We start from the raw sequence: 21,255 nt of genomic DNA, 5'->3' as shown, positions 1-21,255 counted from the left end.
AACAATTGTTTCAATCCTTTTTTTTCACATTTACTCCTTATTGTTAGTTAATAATACAATTCTATTATCAAAAAATAAAAAACTAACATAATTCTATTATCATATAACTAATATTTTAGACCAAATAAAAATTACATTCTCTTACCATAACTAAAAATCCTTTCAAAGCAAACTCCTACTTCAAAAACCTTATATTTGTTGATTATTTTTTGAGTAAACCACCCCGAATAACTATTAAAACAAAAAAAATGCACACAAACAATTCTCTTAGACCTTCTAAAGTTATAGATGAGGAAATAAAATGGGACAAATCAAAAACAATTATTAGTAAAACAGATCCTGCAGGGACTATTTTATATATGAACGATACCTTTGAAGAGGCTTCGGAGTATAATAAAGTAGAACTTATAGGAGAACCTCATAACGTTATTAGGCATCCTGACATGCCTAAGGTAGTCTTTAAAATATTATGGGATAACCTAAAGCAAGGAAATAATTTCCATGCTATTGTTAAAAACTTAACAAGAACAGGTAGGTACTACTGGGTTATTACTGATTTTGATGTAGAAAAAGATGATAACGGAAAAATCACTGGATATACTGGTAGGAGAAAATCTTTACCTGAAAACGTTATAAAAAAAATTGAACCTTTATACAAAACGCTATTAGAAATTGAAAAAGTTAAAGGTGAAAAAGCAAGTGAATTATATTTTAATTCTTTCTTACAAGAAGAGGTTAACGCATCTTATGAAGATTTTGTTGTAAAATTATTTGAAGGAGAAACTGTCAACGCAAAAGAAACAGAAAAACAAACTCCTGTAAAAGAAAGTGGAATGCTAAAAAAAGGACTTAATTGGTTTTTCTTTGGAGAGACGAATCCTAAATAATCTTTAAAACATAAATAAAACCGCTTAGAAAAGCGGTTTTATTATTTTATAAAGTCAATATTTCTTAATAACCCTGAAAACTTAGTACGCTTTACTGCCGATTTTTTAAACACTTTACTAAAGGTTTCTTGTGTTAACTCTTGCCAATCACGTTTTGTCATTTGCAGTAAGTTTTCTTGAGGCGTAAATAGACTTTCTTTGTGCGGTTGTGAAAAACGATTCCATGGGCATACATCTTGGCACACATCGCAACCAAACATCCAATCTTGCATTTCTCCTTTAAATCCTGACGGAATTGCATCCTTTAGCTCAATTGTTAAATATGAAATACATTTACTTCCATCAACTGTATTATTAGGCAAAATAGCTTGAGTTGGGCATGCATCAACACAACGAGTACAACTACCACAATGATCTGTTTTAAAAGGGTCGTCGTATTCGAGTTCTAAATCAATAATTAATTCCGCCAAAAAGAAAAACGACCCTTGTTGTTTTTGAATTAACAACGAGTGTTTCCCGTTCCAACCCAACCCTGATTTTTTTGCCCAAGCTCGTTCTAACACAGGAGCAGAATCAACAAAACAACGACCAGAAACTTCTCCTATTTCATCATTAATCAACTGTAATAATTCTCGTAATTTATCTTTGATGATATGATGATAATCTTGTCCGTAAGCATATTTAGAAATCTTATAACTTCCTTCTTGCTGAACTTCCGAAGGAAAATAGTTGTACGACAAGGAAATTACTGATTTTGCACCATCTACCAGCAGTCGTGGATCTAAACGTTTATCAAAGTGATTTTCCATATAATGCATTTCACCGTGATATCCATTTTGCAACCATTGCTCTAAACGAGGTGCTTCTTCTTCTAAAAAATCAGCTTTTGCAATACCACAACCTAAAAAACCCAAGCGTTTTGCTTGTGCTTTTATAAAATTTGAGTATTGCTGTTTCTTATTCAAAATACATAGTTTTATCGCCGCAAAATTACCAAAAGAAAAATTATAATTTTATTCACTTTCTATTTACAAATAAATGTTGAAATTTGTTCGTTAGTATTACATGACAAACTTTATTCATAATGAAAAAGATATATAAAATATTATTAGGTATTATAGTTTTTTTCTTCATCCTTTTGATTAGTACTCCCCTACTATTTCAAGATAAAGTGATGAACTTGGTAAAAACTACTATTAACAACAACGTAAACGCCAAAGTTGATTTTAGCGATTCTAGCTTAAGCCTACTTAGAAATTTCCCAAATGCATCAGTTCAATTATCTAACCTAACAGTTATTAACAACACTCCTTTTGAAGGTGATACTTTAGTATATGCTAAAGAAGTAAACTTAGCATTAAAACTTACAGAACTTTTTAAAGCTTCATCTGAGCAGCTAAACATTAAATCATTTACTATTGATGATGCTCTAGTAAACGTATTGGTTGATAAAAAAGGAAATGCTAACTACGATATTGCAAAACCTTCTGAGACAGAAGAGACAAAAAATGAAGAACCATCTACTTTTGGACTTTCCATTAATTCATATGCCATTAATAATGCTACGATAAAATACAATGATGAGCAAGGTAAACTAAACCTTGAACTAGCTGAGTTAAACCACAGTGGAAGTGGTGACTTTTCTCAATCTAATACAGAACTAGATACTCAAACATCTACTTTAGTTTCTTTTGGAATGGACGGTAATTCGTATGCAAAGAATCAAAAAATAGAGTTAGATGCTATTTTAGGAATGGATTTAACTAATATGAAGTTTTCTTTCTTAAAAAATGAAGCTAAATTAAATAACCTTCCTTTGGTTTTTGATGGTTTTGTTCAAGTAAACGAGAAAAACCAAGAGGTTGATATTAACTTTAAGACACCTTCGTCTGACTTTAAAAACTTTTTAGGTTTAATTCCTGAAGCCTATACTAAAAGTATTGCTGGAGTAAGTACTACTGGTAATTTTAGTGTAAATGGAAAAGTAAACGGAATTATTGATGATAAACACATTCCGAAATTAGACATTTCTATGAAGTCAAATAATGCTTCATTTAAATATCCTGATTTGCCTAAAAGTGTTCAAAACATTAATATTGATGCGCAAATAAAAAACACTACTGGTAAAACCGAAAATACGTTTGTTACTATTAATGGTCTTTCTTTTAAGATTGATCAGGATACTTTTTCTGGAAAAGGAAATATTTATAATCTAACTACCAATCCAAAGATAAATGCTAGTTTAAAAGGTGTTTTAAACCTTGCTAATATTAATAAAGCATATCCTATTGATTTAGAAAATGATTTGAGCGGAATTTTAAAGGCTGATTTGCATACGGAGTTCGACATGAAAGCGATTGAAAACAACACTTTAAGTCGTATTAAAAATAATGGAAAAATGGAGGTGAGCGACTTTATTTTTTCTTCAAAAGATGTTGTAAATCCACTTCATATTAAAAATACAGTGGTTAATTTTACACCTGGTACCATTACCTTAAGTAAGTTTGATGCTACCTCAGGAAAAAGTGATTTAAATGCTACAGGAACAATTAAAAACCTGTTAGGCTTTTTACTTTCTGACAAAAAACTACAAGGAAACTTCAAGCTAAACTCAAACAATTTTTATGTTAGCGATTTTATGCAAGAAAGCCCTGAAGCTATTGAAAAAAAAGAGGAAACATCTAAAAAAGACACACCTAAAGAATCTTTAAAAATTCCTGCATTTTTAGACTGTGCCGTTTCTGCAAACGCTCAAACTGTATATTACGATAATTTGACTTTGAAAAATGTAAGAGGAACATTGCTTTTAAAAGACGAAAAAGCCATTTTACAAAACATGAATGCCGGTATTTTTAATGGTCAAATTGCTTTAAACGGAGAAGTTAATACACAGCAAAAGAAACCTACATTCGATATGAAGTTAGGCATCAAATCTTTTGACATTTCTCAATCATTTACTAGCTTAGACTTATTACAATCATTAAGCCCTATTGCCGGAGCTATGAATGGTAAATTAAATTCTGACATTGATTTAATGGGAAGTTTGAATGACGATTTTACTCCAAACCTTACTTCAATTTCTGGTAATGCTTTAGCTGAACTATTGACAACTAGCATTAATCCTGAAAAAACAAAAGCACTTAGTTTATTAAACAATAAATTGTCTTTTATTGATTTAAAAAAACTAGATTTATCTGATATTAAGACATATTTATCTTTTAAAGAAGGTAATGTGATTGTAAAACCATTTGATTTAAAGTATAAAGATATTGGTATTACTGTAGGTGGTAACCATGGATTTGATAAAACAATGAACTACAACGTTACACTTAATGTTCCTGCTAAATATTTAGGTAATGAAGCACAAGGATTACTTGCAAAATTAAGCGCGAAAGAACAACAAAACATAACAGTTCCTATTACTGCTAATATTACAGGTAACATGACAAGTCCTTCTGTAAAAACAGATTTATCTTCATCGGTTACTAAGTTAAGCCAGAAATTAGTTCAACAACAAAAAGACAAGTTAGTAAACAACGCTATAGGTAGCTTATTAGGAAACAAAAAGAAGGATAGTACTAACACAACCAATAAAAAAGACGAAACCGTTAAAAAAGTAACAGATGTTTTAGGTGGTTTGTTCGGAAAGAAGAAGAAAAAACAAAAAGATACTGTTAAGTAATCTTTTGTAACATTATTTCTTTTTCATAGTCTTACATTATATATTAAGAGAACTTTGTAAGTTATTTAACACTTCTTAAATACAATTTACAAAGTTCTTCTTTTATGTTTGTCACCAACAACTAACTGACTATGAAAACCATAACTACATTTTTATTTTTAGCATTCTCTTCAATTGTTTTTTCTCAAATTACAGGAAAGGTTACCGATATTAAAAACCAACCTATCTCTTTTGTAAGTGTATATTTAGAAAATACTATTACAGGTGCTACAACCAACACAAACGGCAACTATGAATTAGCTTTTAACTCAACAGGACAGCACACTCTAGTATTTCAAATGTTAGGTTATAAAACTGTTAAAAAAACAGTTGAAATTAACTCTTTTCCTTTTATCTTAAATATTGTTTTAACTGAAGAAGAAGTTTCCTTAGATGAAGTCTTAGTATCTTCTAAAGAAAACCCTGCTAACAAAATTATTAGAAATGCTATTGCTAGTAAAGCAAAAAATACTGATAAATTTGCTGAGTATACTGCCGATTTTTATTCTCGTGGTTTATTTAAAGTAAAAGATTTACCGAAGAAGTTTTTAGGACAAGATATTGGTGACATGGGTGGTGGATTGGATTCTACTAGAACAGGCATCGTTTACCTGTCTGAAACCGTATCTAAAATCTCATTTCAAAAAAGACCTAAAAACTTTAAAGAGCATATTATAGCTTCAAAAGTTAGTGGACAAGACAACGGAATTAGTTTTAATCAAGCAGAAGAAGTAAATTTTAACTTCTATGAAAATTCTTTTGATTTAGCTGATGTTAAAGTTATTTCTCCTATTGCTAATGGTGCTTTTGGATACTACAACTATAAACTCACTGGTGTTTTTTATGATAAAAACGGAAAACTCATTAACAAAATTCAACTTTTACCAAAACGTAAAAACGATCGTGTTTTTAGTGGCTTCATCTATATAGTTGAAGATGATTGGGCTATTTATGGTGCCGATGTTATTGTCACTGGTGCACAAATAAGCCTACCAATTGTAGATTCACTACACATTAAACAAAACTATAATTTCTCTACTAAAAACAAAGCTTGGGTACCTGTTACTCAAACTATAGATTTTAAAGCTGGTTTATTTGGATTTCATTTTAATGGACGTTTTTCTGCTGCTTATTCTAACTATAATTTCAACCCTAACTTTACCGAAGATACTTTTGGTAACGAAGTACTTTCGTTTGCTGAAAATGCTACAGAAAAAGATTCGGTATATTGGAATGAAATTCGTCCCGTGACTTTAACTTCTGAAGAAATATCAGATTACAAATTAAAAGACAGCATAAAAACTATTCGAAAATCGAAGAAATATTTAGACTCTATAGACACTAAAAATAATAAGTTTAAACCGTTAGATATTCTTTCTGGGTACACTTACCGAGATTCTTACAACAAGTGGTCGTTAAGCACTTCTTCCCCCATTGAAAGCCTTAACTTTAATACGGTGCAAGGGTGGAATTCTTCTTTAGGTGTTAACTATCGAAAATCACTTAACAAAAAAGGAAAACGTTTTAGTATTGGGGCTAATGTTAATTATGGTTTTTCAGAGAAAAAAGTGCGTCCTACAGCCAACTTCAACTATCGTTGGAACAATACTACGCGACCAGTTTTAACAATTTCTGGAGGAGTTGCCACACCACAATTCAACTCTAAACAACCCATTTCTAAATTTTGGAACACAATAAGTTCTATTGGTTTTGAACGAAACTATTTAAAAATTTATGAAAAGACATTTGCTAAAGCAATCTTTTCACAGGAAGTAACTAACGGAATACGCATGTTCTCTTCTTTAGAATTTGCAGACAGAAAGCCACTATTTAATACAACCGATTATGTAATGTTTCCGCAAGACGATGTAGACTACACTTCTAATAATCCGCAAGATCCTACAGATTTCTCTACAGGTTTTACGCCGCATCAAATGTGGACTTTTTCTTTAGGAGCAAACATTAGTTTTGGTCAAAAGTACTTATCATATCCTGATGGAAAATATAATATACCAAGTCGTAAGTATCCATCGCTATATATTGGTTATCAAAAAAACTTTGGATCAGGAAACTCTGAATGGAACTCTGATGTGGTTTTTTCTCAATTGTATCAACAAATAAATTTAGGTAATTGGGGTGAATTTGCTTACAAAGCAAAGGGAGGTGTGTTTTTAGAGAAAAAAGACATTCCGTTTATAGATTATGCTCATTTTAATGGAAATCGCTTGTTAATAGCTCCAAAAGACAACTATTTGAACAACTTTTATATGCTTCCTTATTATAAACTAAGTTCTAATGATAAATATGCTGAACTTCATGGTGAATATAACTTTAAAGGAGCATTATTAAGCAAAGTTCCTTTGTTAAATAAACTTAACTTTCATTTAGTTACTGGTGCAAAAGGATTATTTACAGCGGGTAACAAACCTTATTCTGAGTTTGCTATTGGTTTAGATAATGTTGGTATTGGAAAATGGCGCTTTTTACGTGTAGATTTTGCTCGCTCTTACTTTAATGGAAAATCTGAAAATAGAGTTGTTTTCGGGATAAAATTGTAGATTTGTTATATGAAAATAACTCTACTATTTTTCGGTATATCAACAGATTTAGTTGATAATTCTTCATTAGAAATTGAACTACCTAACAAAAGTACGGTTGCTAGTTTTAAAAAATTTCTTATGGCAGAATTCCCTGAACTACAAAAAATGAGTTCGTATGCGGTAGCTATTAACGAAAGTTACGCTACTGACAACATACTAATAAAAGAGAATGATGTAATCGCTATTATTCCTCCAGTAAGTGGAGGATAATTATTTTCTTCCTAATAAAAGAAACTATTAAGCCTCAACCTTTTTTAAGTATTTTCCAACGAAAAATGTTCCGAAAGGTAGAATAGACAGTAAACAAACGATTCCGAAAGTTTTACCATTCCAATTTAGCTCGTACTTTAACATAATAGCTAATACAATATAGCCAACAAATAGTAATCCATGAGGCATACCAAGCATTTTAACATACTCTGGATTTCCTTGTAAATATTTAATTGGCACAGCAATAAAAAGTAATAAAATATAAGATATCCCTTCTAATAAACTTACTAATCTGAAAAAATTAATCATTTGGATTTTCACTTAAAAATTGGTTAGCAAAGATACTGAAATATTACGTCCTGCAGCTGAAACCCCTGAAGCAAATTCTTTATAATGTTCATCAAACAAATTAGACAATTGCGCTTGCAAAGCAATGTTTTTTGTGAACTGATATTTCCCATACAACCCAACAGTCATCCAACTAGGGCTTCCGTAGTATTTATCAATATCCTCAGTCGCATCTGCATTTACAATTGGTGTTTGTTCATGGTTATCAATACCCTCAGTTATATTATAATCTGAAATATCTTTTTTTGCATTAAAAACTAAGTTGGCTCCACCTTCTAACTTCTTGCTTACATAACTTACATCAAAACGACCAAATAATGGAGGAATAGACGACATTGGCTCGTTGGTATCATAAGTTTTTCCATACGTATAAGTAACAAATCCTGAAGTATTCCAATTTCTATGTAACTTTCCTTGATAACTAACTGTAGCACCCGTAACATAAGCTGTTCCTTTATTAACATTAGCTACAATAGCTCCGTCTTCTCCGTCATACTCAATAGTTGAACTTCCATTTAGTTCAAAATTTTCTCTATAAATGTAATTATTCAACAAAGTGTAATACACATTTGCCCCAACCCTAAATTTTCTATTGTTAAAATATTTTTGAGCTCCAATTTCAGCATTGTATGCATGTTCTGGTTTTAAACTTGTATTCGGTATAGTTACCTTACCGTTCTTCTCTCTTATTTTTCCTACATCATCAATATTTGGTGATCTAAATCCAGAGGATAACACCGTGTTTAATTGCCAAGTTTTATTTGGCTTATATACATACCCTATCGTTGCTGTTAGCGATTGATTATCTAGCCTTATATCATTTTGAGGAATATCTATAAACGTTTCATCTAACCATTTTGCTTTCAATATTGTATTAGTGCCTCTAATTCCTGTATTTAATGTTGATTTATCATTGATATCTTGACGATAATCTACATAAAAAGCTGAACTTAAGTAACTGCTTCCTCCATCAGGATATCGAGATTGTACAGTAAAGTCATTATCAAAACCAACAATTTTATTACCATTAACACGTAATGTTTTTCCGTAAGAGTTTGATGCTACATCATTGTAAGTAACTTCTACTCCATACCCTAAATTCCTTCTTTTAGCTAAGGGTATTGTAAAGTCTCCATTTAAACTAAAAACATCAACTTTTTCTTCTCTGTAAGACCTATCTAAGCTTCCAAACTTTCTTTGTATTCGACTTTCTTTTATATTTTGGTATGCTAAAGTAATAGTTCCATTATCCATCCATTTTTTCTTAGGATTTATAATTAACTGTGGAGATACTAACAAACGTTCTTGTGGACCATAATACCATTCAGCAAACTTTAAATTTCCATTTTTTAACTCTGTTAACTTATCAAAACGAGGAATGTTTGAAGAGGTTGAATACTGTAAGTTTAGTTTAAAGTCTGTGTTTTTTGAAAAAGGAACATAAAACTTTTGTAATACATCTGTTTGACTATAGCCTGTATTTCTTTGTAAGTTTTGATTAGAATTAACAACCGGTGTCTCGTTATAAAAAGTATTAGTATTGTTAGAGTAAAAAGGCACCTTCCCCCAGTTTTCAAAACCATGAGAACGGTTTTCTCCCATCTTTAAATCTCCAAAATTACTATGAGCTACACTTGTAAAAGACGCCCATTTTTTAAATCTTAATTCAGCAGAAGCTACATTAGTTATTTCATTGTTTGCTGAACTATATCTTAAAAATGTATTTCCTTTAATTTCACTTCCTTTTTCTGATAACTTCGGGGGTTTAGTATAGTAGTGAATTACACCACCTAATGCATCTGAACCATAAATTACTGATGACGGACCAAAAACAACCTCTGTTCTATCTAATAAGTTTGGAGCTACTGTAATTGAGTTTTGTAAGTGTCCTTTTCTATAAATTGCATTATTCATACGAACACCGTCAACCACCAAAAGAACTCGATTACTTTCCATTCCACGTAAAACAGGACTCCCTCCTCCAAATTGTGATTTTTGAACTTTAATTCCAGGTACACTCGCTAATAAATCTGCTGAAGTCTGTGGAGATAGTTTTTCTATTTCTTTTGAAGACACCACTGCTATTTGCTCTGCTATACGGTTGGTTTTTTCTCTGTTCTTAAAAACAGAAACAACTACCTCATCTAACTGTTCTGAGTTTTTTGATAAATATACGTGGTAATTATTCTTTTTTATTACAGATATTTTTTCTTGGTATCCTGCATAAGATACATGAGCAAACGTAAGCAATTCATTTTTTTTAAAATTAGAGACATCAATTTTACCTAATTCATTACTTATTGCAGATGTTGTTTTGTTTTTATTAAAAACTGCAACAGCTTCTACAGGTTTTCCTGTTTCAGCATCAATTACAGTAATAGTTTGAGAAAAGATTGTAACAGTTAAAAGTAAAAAAAATACAGTAATTATGTTTTTCATATTAATTAAACACGGTTTCTAAAACATCTAATGATTTAGGTTTTCTAAATCCTTCCAAATGTAATTCATAATATTGAACTATAATTCGGAGAATAGTTTGTCTTTCTTTTTTTGAATAAGAAATTGAATTTATTGCATCAAAATTTATGCCTAATATACCTTTAAAAAGAAGTAATTTTTTTCCCGATAGAGTTAGCTTTTCATATTCCGTATCGGTAAAACCTCCTTCTAACAAATTAAATGCTGTTTTATCAATATTGGTTGTATCTGGATAAAAACCTAAATACCTAGATAAATTTAATAAAAATAGTAAATGAAAGTTTGCAACCTCATTATGTGTATCTAACCAAATTATAGAAGTTTCAATATAACTGTATAAAGGATTATTTTCTTCCTCTTCTTGTAGAATATATGATAACACTTCAGATAAAAATAATACAATTGTTTGCTTAACAACAGAAGTATAAATAGTTTCATACGAATGAATCACTTGCACTTCTTTAATAGAATGCAATGAGCTTTTATTACTATGGTTTGCCGTAAGGTTTAGCTGTGTTAATGGTTGAAAGTGCGCAGGTTTTAACTTTCCTTTTTTTGATTTTAGCACTCCTTTTATCATGTACGATTTTACTCCTTCTTGTAAAGTAAAACATTTTACTATCAAACTAGTATCTCCATATTTAAGAGAACTCAAAACAATGGCTTTTGTAGTAACTACTGCCATTTAACCAAGTTTAACTATTAAAATCATTAATCAAAGATATACCAATAATACCAACAAAAATAGTACATTCGTGTAAAATTGATTCCTTTAGTATGGCAACAGAGATAGAGCGAAAATTCTTGGTAAAATCTACAGACTTTAAACAAGAAGCTTTTCAAAAAAACTACATAAAACAAGGTTTTTTAAATTCAGATAAAAAAAGAGTAGTACGAGTTCGCTTAAAAGATAATACTGGTTTTTTAACTATCAAAGGGGCATCAAGTGCTAATGGAACTACTCGATTTGAATGGGAAAAAGAAATTGATAAGAAAGAAGCTGAGAGTCTTTTTGATTTATGTGAAAAAGGTAGTATTGAGAAATATAGATATTTAGTAAAAATTGACAATCATATTTTTGAAGTAGATGAATTTTTAGGGGATAATGATGGATTGCTTATTGCTGAAGTTGAGTTAGAAAATGAAAATGAAAGTTTTACAAAACCTGAATGGTTAGGTAAAGAAGTTACTGGAGATGCTAAATACTATAATTCTAACCTAAGTAAATTACCGTATAAAAAATGGTAAAACCATCTAAAAATAGATGATTTTACCATTTTTTATTTTAATAATCTTTTTATTTTTTTAAAATACTAAGTGTTTTTATTTCTTCTCCTGATTGTATTTTCAACAAATACATCCCCTCTTTTTTTAAGATGCTTTCATCAATCACTACATATGTTGAGGAGGAATTAACCTTTTCAGTATAAATATGTCTCCCCAATAAATCGTATACATGTAATTGTATATCCTCTTTTTTAGAAAAACCTGAAAGGTTAATTTTTGTTTGTGATTCAAAAGGGTTTGGTGCAGCATAAAGCGTAACATTTTTACTTAACTCATTATAACGAGCTCCAACAGCTCCAATTCTGTTTACGGTTGTAATTGGCAAGTTTGCCACTTTATTATAGGCATAATCTGTTAGTGTGTAAGATTGCCCATTACTTGCTACTGAAACATGAAACCATCCATAATGTGTATTTCCATTTATTTTAAAAGAAAAACCTATAAATCCTGTTTTTCCATCCCATAGAGTATAATCAGAAGAACTAACTAAAAAACTATGTGAATCTGTTACGAAATTACTTGAACTTCCAATTACTACTCCTTCTTCTAAATACGACACTTCATTACTCACTCCATTACATACCAATTCTTTACCGTAAGTTACTAATCGTAAAGTATTACCTGTATACCAAGCACCATAATCTGTATCATCACCTGATTCGATTCTAAAAAATTTCCAAGTATCATTTGATCTGACTGTAAGGTCATCTATATCAACATATACAATATTATCTGTGGTATCACAAGGCAAACATGAACCTCCACAATCAACACCAGTTTCATCACCGTTTTGAACACCATCATTACATGTTGGCAAAGAATTCTCAGATATTATTATTTTATAATCCTCAACCTCTCCATAACTAAAAGACTCACAAGATGTTGCTATACCATTATACTTCATTGAGACCCTCATTCTAGTATCTCCTAATACTGCCGAGTTAGGCACAGTAAATTGTCCAGAAACTATATTATCTTTAGACGCTGATTTACTCCAAACCAGTTCACCTGGATCTGTAAAATCTCCATTTTTATTATAATCAATCCAAACACTATAACCTTCAGAATATTTTGTTGTTCTCCAACTCGGAGTTATTGTTACTGAATAACTATCTCCCCTTAATAAATTAGTAGATATAGAAGCTGTATAATCAGCATACCCATTGCTTGAACTAGAAGAACTATTATCTATTGTATGTAATTGTACTCTACTAATAAATTCATCGTTAGCATTTTTACCATTAGAATCACAGTAAGTAATAGCTACGTTACATGGCTCACAAGTACCACCACAATCAACACCAGTTTCATCTCCATTTTGAATACCATCATTACACGTTGGTTGACCTCCATAAACTTTACTTCCTGCTTTAATTTCTCCATAGGGTTCTGTACTATACGCATAATCTAGAAGTGAATAGGAAGAACCATTATTATTCACTTGTACTCTAAACCATCCATAATTTAACTTTCCTGGATATAGTTGAAATTGAAACCCTATATATGCCGTTTTACCATCCCAAGCTGTATAATTTACATCTCTAATCACATGCAAATCGGGGTAAGCCCCTCCTGACACCCATGAACTTTGCTGGTTAATTTCAGTATTGAGTGTTAATGGTATTGGGTTTCTTGTTCCTGGTTGACATACCAACGCTTTTTGATACGTTTCCAATTTTAGTGCGTTGTTTTCAAAAAAAGTTCCGAAAGCATTATCATTTTCTGCTCCTTCTATCCTAAAAAACGTCCAAGTACTACCTGAGTTCGCGGTATAATCCTGGTTATCTACATATACTATTTTGTAAGGGTCATAAAAACTAAACTCAAAAGCTACTTTATTTGAGTTTAAGGCTGTTGTACCTCCCGAAATTGCAGCATCTTTAAATGTTATAATTCCGGTTGAATTATTTGCTTTTACATGGTTCAGAGCTTTACCTGTAAAATTTACACTTAACTTTCTGTTATTAACTACCGAAATTTGTGCTGATATTCCTTGTGGAAGATTTAAGTCAAAATGAGTACCAAGAGACAGGTTTCCAGATCCAACAGCAAATGTTCCTCCCTCTAATGTAATGTGCTTTACTTCATTAACAATTGTACCGTTATTTGTTAGTGCTTCTTCAACTTTATTATTATCTACCACAAGTGAACCTCCTGACAAATTAACTCCTGTAGCTACTAAGTTAGATGGTTGCCATAAGGGTTTACGAGCTGGATGATCTAATGCTACTAACATTCTATTTATTTGCCCTTGTGTAAACATTTTTGCACAACCTGATGCGGAATCATAGCCCATATAGTTTTCATAGTTAATTAAATTACCACAATCACTCGCACCAACATTACAACCATCATCTCCTGAGTTAGTGTCTTCTTTTGGAGTATCATCTACATAATCTCCATTGGGATCATTACAACCCCCTTCAAATGTATGAATAAGATTTAACCAGTGACCAAACTCATGGGTTAATACTGATGCAAACTCTTTATTGGTATTTCCATGAATATAACGTCCATTATAAACTACTCTTGCTGTATTATTATTAGACATTGCTGTGTTAGGATACCATGCAACTCCTGAGTTTGTCGAACTTCCATCTGCATATAAGTCTCCCATAATATATACATTCATGTACTTATAATTATCCCAGGCATCTGCAGCTATTTGAGCATCATAACCACCTCCATTCCCATAACCAGCCTTTTCTGGGTGGAATACAACACCATTAGTGCTCCCTCCATTAGGATCTATCTTAGCTAATGCAAACCGTATACTAAGTGTACCTCTTCTACCAGAAAAAACAGGGTCTACCGTATTAAAGTCATCATTTAGTCCATTAAAATCTTCATTTAACTTATCTAATGCTACTTTTATCTTATCGTAAGTTACAGTTAATCCATGCTGAGTAGCACCATAAACATGTACTACTACTGGAATGATGTACGTTTCTCCCGCTCTATTTGATTGCGAAATTTGCTTTTTACTAACTACTTTTTTTGTGTAGTGGTTGAACCTCTCAAACTCTTTCTTTGATTCAGGGTATTTTGAAAATACCTTTTGATTTTCAATTGTAACTTTACAGTCTTGAGCCAACATAACCTCAACACAGAAAAACAACAAAAAGAAGAAGGGGAACAAAATATTTTTTTGTTTCATAATTGATTGATTTTAAATTACTTAACAAACCTACAACTACAAAACAAATTAAATTAATACAATAGTAACCAATATAAATAATAAATTACCAATTAATATAAATTTAACTTTAAAATGATTTTTTATTTATTTTTTTAACATTAAAACTAAACAAAAAACAAAACACATGTGAAATGAGATAAACTTCCAAGCAAAACAAAAACATGAAATGTTGCGTGATTATAGCTCAATTTTTTTATAGAATAGAAGATAGCTCCAACGGTATAAAAAACACCTCCAAGAAAAAGATACATTACCCCATCTTCATGCAACCTTTCCATTAATGGTTTTATCAAAAAAACTACTTGCCAACCCATTAATAAATACAATGCTGTAGAAAGCCTATCAAACTTCCCTGTAAAAAAGAATTTTAATATAACACCTATAAATGCAAACACCCAAACAAAGATAAACATATACCAACCTAATTCTCCTGACAAAGTAACCAGACAAAAGGGAGTATAAGTTCCTGCTATTAACACATAAATAGCTGCATGATCAAAAATATTTAGTTTTCGTCTTAGCTTAGGTTTTTTAGCTGCATGATAAAAGGTAGATGCTGCATATAGAATTATTAAACTAAATCCATAAATTAAAAAACTGACCATCTGCCATAAGCCATCGTAATTGAATGATTTATGTACCAGAAAAGGTAAGGCTATAATACTTAACAATAGCCCAAAACCATGAGTAAGTATGTTTAATCTTTCCTCTTTTTTGCTGTAATGGTTATTTAAACTTTCTTTCATGAATGGAACGATTTGTGTCTTTCATATACAACTCATCATTAATTAATTCATTGTATATTATATTATAAGTCTGCTCCCTTAACTTGTTCTTATCTTGAGTAATTAAATTTTTTGTCTCTATGAATTTACATTGTTTTACTCGTAGTACACCTGGTGACCCTTTAAAGAAATCCCATGAAAATAAACGCTTCCCGTCATAATAAACTTGAGGTACAATAGGTATTTGATGCTCAATAGCCAAACTGAATGCTCCATTTTTAAAAGGTGCTAAAACTACATCTTCTGTTGGCACTAAACCTTCAGGAAAAATAGCAATACTTGTTCCATTTTTTAATCTCTTATTGGCTTCTTCATATACTTTTTTTCTACTTTCTAAATCACTCCTATCAACTACAATAACGACTTTTTTATAAAAAAAACCAAAAATTGGAAATTTTGCTAATTCTTTCTTCCCTACAAAAACTATTGGATTTTTACTCATTGCTATTAACACCCACGGATCAATAAATGATGCATGATTGCTACAAAACATGTAACTCTCATTACAGTTTATTTCCTGTTCCCTTTCTATATTTAATCGAAACCCCATTCCATAAATTAAAAAGAAAGCCCAAACTCTAACCATTTTCCAAAAAGCAGGGTAATACTTCTCATCTGAAGTTAAGACTAGTAAGAAAGGTAACATTATTAGTATGGAAACTACTATTAACGTGTAAAACCAAACACGCCAAATAAAACGAATAGGAAAATATATGTATTTCAAATTTTTAAAATTTATAATTAACCAACTAACCTTATTTTTCTTTTTCTTTTTTGAGGAATTTAAAAACCCAAACTCGTTTAAAATGCGAAAGTAGTAATTTCTTTTGTTTGATAAATTTTAAGCTTATTTTTGTTGACTTAAGCAAGCACTTATTAATAATATTTCAAAACAGACTTATGTCAAGAATTTTAACAGGAGTACAAAGTACAGGAACCCCACATTTAGGAAATTTATTAGGAGCAATTTTACCTGCAATTGAAATGGCTAATGATTCTAAAAACGAATCATTTATATTTATTGCAGATATGCACTCTTTAACCCAAATTAAAGATGGGAATGAATTACGCGAAAACACTTATAGTGTTGCAGCTACTTGGCTTGCTTGTGGTATTGATATTAATAAAACCGTATTTTATCGTCAAAGTGACATTCCTGAAGTTACTGAATTAACTTGGTATTTAAGCTGTTTTTTTCCATACCAACGTTTAACCTTAGCACATGGTTTTAAAGACAAAGCTGATCGTTTAGCAGACGTTAATGCTGGTTTATTTACCTACCCTATGTTAATGGCTGCGGATATTTTGCTGTACGATGCTGAAGTTGTTCCTGTAGGAAAGGATCAGTTACAGCATTTAGAAATGACACGTGATGTAGCTAATAGATTCAATAATATTGTTGGTGAAACTTTGGTTCCACCTCAAGCCAAGATAAATGAAAACACAAAACTAGTACCTGGCGCTGATGGCGAAAAAATGAGTAAATCTCGAAATAACTTTATTAATATTTTCTTACCAGACAAAAAGTTACGTAAGCAAATTATGGCTATTCAAACGGATAGTAAAGCGTTAGAAGATCCAAAAGATCCAGATAGTGACAATGTTTTTGCTATATATAGATTGTTAGCTTCAGAGAAGCAAATTAGCGAAATGCGTGCTAATTATGAAAATGGAGGTTATGGATACGGACATGCAAAACAAGCTCTTTATGAATTAATTGTAGAAAAATTTGCTGATGTACGTACTAAATATAGCCACTATATGGAAAACCGTCATGAAATTGATGAAGCTTTAGCTGTAGGAGCAGAAAAAGCTCGTTTAATTGCCAAAGATGTGCTACAGAGAGTTAGAGGAAAAATAGGATACTAATTATATCATCTAGTAAATAAGTCATTTTATCCTTAAAAAATTAGGAGTATATCCCCTATGAAAAACGGGGAATAGGTAACCTTTGTTAGTTGTGTTTTTTGATAGTTTTACACTACTATTAACCTCAAACTAACATATTATGCCACATTATGCACAAGGAACAACAGGATGGACAAAACTAAAAGAATATCAAGCTTTATGGGATCCTAAAATTGATTTGGGTAAGTTTTACTTTACGACATTTCAGGGGAAAAGACAGGAAACTCCATATATGACAGCAGATAATTTTGCTAGAGTAATTGACATTTTAAGAAATGAAACTCCTGTATATGGAAACGCAACTACTGGATCTGTAACCACACAAGGAGAACTTGTAGGTGAAGAAGAAAGCTAGGAAATTCAAATATAATAACTAAACCCAGAATATATATTCTGGTTTTTTTATACTTATTTTCACAAATTCATAACATGAAAAAATTATTAATTTTAGTATTCTTAGGAATCGCTTCCTGCAGTACCTCAAAAGAAAAAACACAAATAGCAGAAGCTTCATGCGGTCAATGTAAGTTTGGTTTAGACAGCCAACATGGGTGTGATTTAGCTGTAAAAATAGATGGACAAGCCTATTTTATTGATGGTGCACACATAGATGATTATGGTGATGCCCATGATAAAAATATCGGTTTTTGTAATGTAGTTAGAAAAGCAGAAGTTATTGGAAAAATCGAAAATAACCGATTTAAAGCTTCTTCTTTTAAAATAGTTGAAGAATAGTTTTAAACAAAAAATAAAAAATCCGAAGTAAGATTACTTCGGATTTTTTTGTCTTAATTCTATTTACATTACGGTGCTGGATTAGGAATCATTGTATGCACCGCTTCAATCTCTGCTAAAATCTCATCAGACAGTTCAATATTAATAGAATTGATATTCTCTTTTAACTGACTCATTTTCGTAGCTCCAATAATATTACTCGTTACAAATGGTAACTGATTAATATATGCTAAAGACAACTCTGTTAATGTTAATCCGTGTTTATTAGCTATTTTTTTGTACTCTAAAACTGCTTTTTCTGAACCTTCATTTTTATATCTTGCTATAAACCTTGGAAATAAAGTTCCTCTCGCTCCCTCTGGAGTTTTACCATCAATATATTTTCCTGTTAATACTCCTTGTGCTAATGGAGAATACGCTAACAAACCAATATTTTCTCTCATAGAAACTTCAGACATTCCTACCTCATATCCTCTATGAATTAATGAATATGAGTTTTGAATCGTAACCATTCTTGGTAAACCATGCTGTTCTGCTGTTTGCAGATATTTCATCGTTCCCCAAGGAGTTTCGTTAGACAAACCTACATGTTTTATCTTTCCTTGTTTTACGAAGTCATTCAAAGTTTCTAAAATCTCTAAATGCTTTTCAGCTTCTTCTGCAGAAGTTTTATACGGATAATCACGTACTCCAAAACAGTTTACTCCACGATCTGGCCAATGCAATTGATATAAATCGATGTAATCTGTTTGTAACCGTTTCAAGCTACCTTCTATAGCTTCTGATATATTTTTTCTATTGAAGCCACCTGTTCTAATATGAGCTGTGTAATCGCCTCCTCCAGCAATTTTAGACGCTAACACTACTTTTTCTCTGTTTCCTGTTTTCTTAAACCAAGAACCAATAATTTTTTCTGTTGCTCCGTATGTTTCTGGTGTTGCTGGTACAGAATATAGTTCCGCCGTATCAAAAAAGTTTACCCCTTTCTCTAAAGCGTAATCCATTTGTTCATGACCTTCTGCTTCCGTATTCTGTCGACCCCATGTCATTGTTCCTAAACAAATTTCAGAAACTTTTACATCGGTATTGGGTAGTGTTGTGTATTTCATTTATTCTGTAATTATTAAAGATTTACTGTAAACCAATGATCATTTCGAAAGAGGTACAATTGAGAAATCTTTAATTTAAAAAGTTACTCCTTTATGAGATTTCTCGCTACCACTCGAAATGACGAATTATTTTAAAATTGCTTCAATACCAGGTAAGGTTTGTCCTTCTAGCATTTCTAACATTGCTCCTCCACCTGTAGATACATAACTCACTTTATCAGCAAATCCGAATTGTTTTACCGCAGCAACCGAATCTCCACCACCTACAAGTGAGAACGCTCCATTTTTAGTTGCTTCTTCAATAGCATGTCCTAAACCAATGGTTCCTTGTGCAAACTTTTCCATTTCAAAAACTCCTAAAGGACCATTCCATAAAATTGTTTTTGATTTTGCGATAACTTCAGCAAACTTTTCAACGGTTTTAGATCCACAATCTAATCCCATCCATCCATCAGGAATTTCGTTTGTATCTACTACTTGCGTATTCGCATCGTTTGAAAAAGCATCTGCAATAACAGCATCTACTGGTAAATGGATTTCTGTATTATTCTCTTTTGCTTTCGCTAAAATTTCTAATGCTAACTCTAATTTATCCTCTTCAACTAATGAGTTTCCTATCTTACCTCCTAAAGCTTTGATAAACGTAAACGTCATACCACCACCAACAATAATGTGATCTACTTTTTCAATAATATTTTCAATCACACCAATTTTAGACGACACTTTCGCCCCTCCTAAAATAGCGGTCACTGGTTTCTCTGAATTGTTTAATACCTTATCGATGCTTTCAATCTCAGTTGCTAATAAATTTCCGAAGCATTTATTTTCTGGAAAAAATTGTGCGATAATCGCAGTAGATGCATGTGCTCTGTGTGCTGTACCAAAAGCATCATTTACATACGCATCTCCCCATTTGGCTAATTGTTCAGCAAAAGCAACATCTCCCGCTTTTTCTTCTGTATAAAAACGTAAGTTTTCTAACAATAAAACTTCTCCGCTTTTTAAATTAGTTACTGCTTCTTCAACTACTGAACCAATACAATCATCAACAAACTTCACTTGTACACCTAACACTTCTGTTACCTTGCTAACAATATGACGTAACGAAAATTGATCTTCTTTTCCTTTCGGACGCCCTAAATGCGACATTAACACACAGCTACCACCATCTTCTAATATTTTAATAATCGTTGGTTTTGCTGCTTGGATTCTTGTATCGTCTGTTACTTCAAAACTATCGTTTAAAGGCACATTAAAATCTACGCGAATTAATGCTTTTTTATTTTCGAAATTGAAATCGTTCAATGTTTTCATTTTAAGTTGTGTTCTGTTTCAGCAAACAAAAATAATTATTTAAATCTGATTGGTTTCTATTCTTTTTGAGCTTTCAATCTTATATCTTTGTTAAACTTACATGCTTATTAATATGAACACAACATCTATAAAAATAACTTCTGAAAAACTTAATTTACAGGAATGTTACGATTTTGTAGCTGATCCTTCTTGTGGTGGAATCGCTGTTTTTGTAGGTACTGTAAGAAATGCTACACAAAACAAAAAAGTAACTCAACTAGATTTTTCTACCTACAAGCCCATGGCAATTAAGGAAATGCAAAAAATTGCGGATGCAGTTTTGGGAAAGTTTAGTGTAACAAAAATTGCTATTCACCATGCGGAAGGCTTGTTAACGATTGGTGATGTTCCTGTAATTATTACTGTTTCTTCTCCACATAGAAAAGCGGCTTTTGAAGCTTGCCAATATGCTATAGATACCTTAAAAGAAGCAGTTCCTATTTGGAAAAAAGAATTTTTTGAAGATGGTGGAGTTTGGGTGAATGCGCACCCTTAAAAACACTATATTTGGTAATAAATCATTTCTAATAATGTAAATGCATAACAATCTTTATTGGGGCATTAGCTCAGTTGGCTAGAGCGTTTGACTGGCAGTCAAAAGGTCATCGGTTCGACTCCGATATGCTCCACTATTT

At 31.5% G+C, this 21,255-nt stretch carries 18 protein-coding genes and 1 tRNA gene; 10 read left to right on the top strand and 9 right to left on the bottom strand.

The genetic code is table 11. The annotated features are described in order from the left end of the window. The first annotated feature begins 248 nt into the window (after positions 1-248). On the top strand, positions 249-887 hold the full coding sequence (locus D6200_RS11650; protein ID WP_047788346.1) for a PAS domain-containing protein: 639 nt from the start codon (positions 249-251) through the stop codon (positions 885-887). Positions 888-928: 41 nt separating this feature from the next. Here the strand turns inward: D6200_RS11650 and queG are convergent, their stop codons facing one another. Further along, positions 929-1,852 (bottom strand): tRNA epoxyqueuosine(34) reductase QueG, encoded by a 924-nt coding sequence (gene queG / locus D6200_RS11645; RefSeq protein WP_047787905.1) that lies wholly within the window; start codon positions 1,850-1,852, stop codon positions 929-931. A 119-nt stretch (positions 1,853-1,971) separates the two neighbouring features. On the opposite strand from queG, the gene D6200_RS11640 reads away from it, so the two are divergent. The 3 genes from D6200_RS11640 (at position 1,972) to moaD (ending at position 7,418) form a co-directional block, all read left to right on the top strand. Continuing rightward, positions 1,972-4,569: an AsmA-like C-terminal region-containing protein gene (locus D6200_RS11640; protein ID WP_073182259.1), complete on the top strand. Its 2,598-nt coding sequence runs from the start codon at positions 1,972-1,974 to the stop codon at positions 4,567-4,569. A gap of 131 nt (positions 4,570-4,700) precedes the next feature. Then, entirely contained in the window at positions 4,701-7,166 is a 2,466-nt protein-coding gene (locus D6200_RS11635; protein WP_073182260.1) for a DUF5686 and carboxypeptidase regulatory-like domain-containing protein, read from the top strand. Between the two features lie 9 nt (positions 7,167-7,175). After that, positions 7,176-7,418 carry a molybdopterin converting factor subunit 1 gene (gene moaD / locus D6200_RS11630; protein ID WP_073182261.1) on the top strand — a complete coding sequence of 81 codons (243 nt, stop codon included), beginning with the start codon at positions 7,176-7,178 and terminating at the stop codon, positions 7,416-7,418. Between the two features lie 27 nt (positions 7,419-7,445). Here the strand turns inward: moaD and D6200_RS11625 are convergent, their stop codons facing one another. Genes D6200_RS11625 through recO form a run of 3 tightly spaced genes read right to left on the bottom strand, consistent with a single transcriptional unit; the run spans position 7,446 to position 10,929 of the window. Beyond that, entirely contained in the window at positions 7,446-7,727 is a 282-nt protein-coding gene (locus tag D6200_RS11625) for a DUF3817 domain-containing protein (RefSeq protein ID WP_073182262.1), read from the bottom strand. 12 nt (positions 7,728-7,739) lie between these two features. Beyond that, positions 7,740-10,205, bottom strand: coding sequence for a TonB-dependent receptor (locus D6200_RS11620; RefSeq protein ID WP_073182263.1), 2,466 nt, complete (start codon positions 10,203-10,205; stop codon positions 7,740-7,742). Between the two features lies 1 nt (position 10,206). After that, positions 10,207-10,929 carry a DNA repair protein RecO gene (gene recO, locus D6200_RS11615; protein ID WP_073182264.1) on the bottom strand — a complete coding sequence of 241 codons (723 nt, stop codon included), beginning with the start codon at positions 10,927-10,929 and terminating at the stop codon, positions 10,207-10,209. Between the two features lie 92 nt (positions 10,930-11,021). Here recO and D6200_RS11610 point away from each other — a divergent pair, with 92 nt between their 5' ends. Further along, complete coding sequence (locus D6200_RS11610) at positions 11,022-11,492, top strand: CYTH domain-containing protein (RefSeq protein ID WP_073182265.1); 471 nt, start codon at positions 11,022-11,024, stop codon at positions 11,490-11,492. Between the two features lie 49 nt (positions 11,493-11,541). Here D6200_RS11610 and D6200_RS11605 read toward each other — a convergent pair whose 3' ends face one another. The 3 genes from D6200_RS11605 to D6200_RS11595 all read right to left on the bottom strand — a co-directional run bounded on the left by D6200_RS11605 (position 11,542) and on the right by D6200_RS11595 (position 16,239). Then, positions 11,542-14,688 carry a M43 family zinc metalloprotease gene (locus D6200_RS11605; RefSeq protein WP_082118583.1) on the bottom strand — a complete coding sequence of 1,049 codons (3,147 nt, stop codon included), beginning with the start codon at positions 14,686-14,688 and terminating at the stop codon, positions 11,542-11,544. A 146-nt stretch (positions 14,689-14,834) separates the two neighbouring features. Then, positions 14,835-15,476, bottom strand: coding sequence for a PAQR family membrane homeostasis protein TrhA (gene trhA / locus D6200_RS11600; RefSeq protein WP_073182266.1), 642 nt, complete (start codon positions 15,474-15,476; stop codon positions 14,835-14,837). Then, entirely contained in the window at positions 15,457-16,239 is a 783-nt protein-coding gene (locus D6200_RS11595; protein ID WP_047787914.1) for a lysophospholipid acyltransferase family protein, read from the bottom strand. Before D6200_RS11595 ends, trhA begins: the two co-directional genes overlap by 20 nt. A 176-nt stretch (positions 16,240-16,415) precedes the next feature. Here D6200_RS11595 and trpS point away from each other — a divergent pair, with 176 nt between their 5' ends. From trpS to D6200_RS11580, 3 genes are all read left to right on the top strand, one after another. Next, complete coding sequence (gene trpS, locus D6200_RS11590) at positions 16,416-17,384, top strand: tryptophan--tRNA ligase (RefSeq protein WP_047787915.1); 969 nt, start codon at positions 16,416-16,418, stop codon at positions 17,382-17,384. A gap of 139 nt (positions 17,385-17,523) precedes the next feature. Continuing rightward, positions 17,524-17,778, top strand: coding sequence for a hypothetical protein (locus D6200_RS11585; RefSeq protein WP_047787916.1), 255 nt, complete (start codon positions 17,524-17,526; stop codon positions 17,776-17,778). A gap of 74 nt (positions 17,779-17,852) precedes the next feature. Further along, the gene (locus D6200_RS11580) at positions 17,853-18,158 is read left to right on the top strand and encodes a DUF6370 family protein (protein WP_073182267.1); all 306 of its coding nucleotides are present in this window, start codon (positions 17,853-17,855) and stop codon (positions 18,156-18,158) included. Between the two features lie 68 nt (positions 18,159-18,226). Here D6200_RS11580 and D6200_RS11575 read toward each other — a convergent pair whose 3' ends face one another. Next, positions 18,227-19,267, bottom strand: coding sequence for an NADP(H)-dependent aldo-keto reductase (locus tag D6200_RS11575; protein ID WP_073182268.1), 1,041 nt, complete (start codon positions 19,265-19,267; stop codon positions 18,227-18,229). Positions 19,268-19,393: 126 nt separating this feature from the next. Beyond that, the gene (locus D6200_RS11570; RefSeq protein ID WP_047787919.1) at positions 19,394-20,581 is read right to left on the bottom strand and encodes a phosphoglycerate kinase; all 1,188 of its coding nucleotides are present in this window, start codon (positions 20,579-20,581) and stop codon (positions 19,394-19,396) included. Between the two features lie 112 nt (positions 20,582-20,693). On the opposite strand from D6200_RS11570, the gene D6200_RS11565 reads away from it, so the two are divergent. Next, positions 20,694-21,116: a molybdenum cofactor biosynthesis protein MoaE gene (locus D6200_RS11565; protein WP_047787920.1), complete on the top strand. Its 423-nt coding sequence runs from the start codon at positions 20,694-20,696 to the stop codon at positions 21,114-21,116. Positions 21,117-21,175: 59 nt separating this feature from the next. Further along, positions 21,176-21,249 (top strand) — tRNA-Ala (locus D6200_RS11560). Positions 21,250-21,255: the final 6 nt, after the last annotated feature.

The sequence above is a fragment of the Tenacibaculum mesophilum genome, assembly GCF_003867075.1.
Taxonomy (GTDB): domain Bacteria; phylum Bacteroidota; class Bacteroidia; order Flavobacteriales; family Flavobacteriaceae; genus Polaribacter; species Polaribacter mesophilus.
Note: the sequence above shows the minus strand (reverse complement) of the source record. Positions and strands in the feature narration are given on the sequence as shown.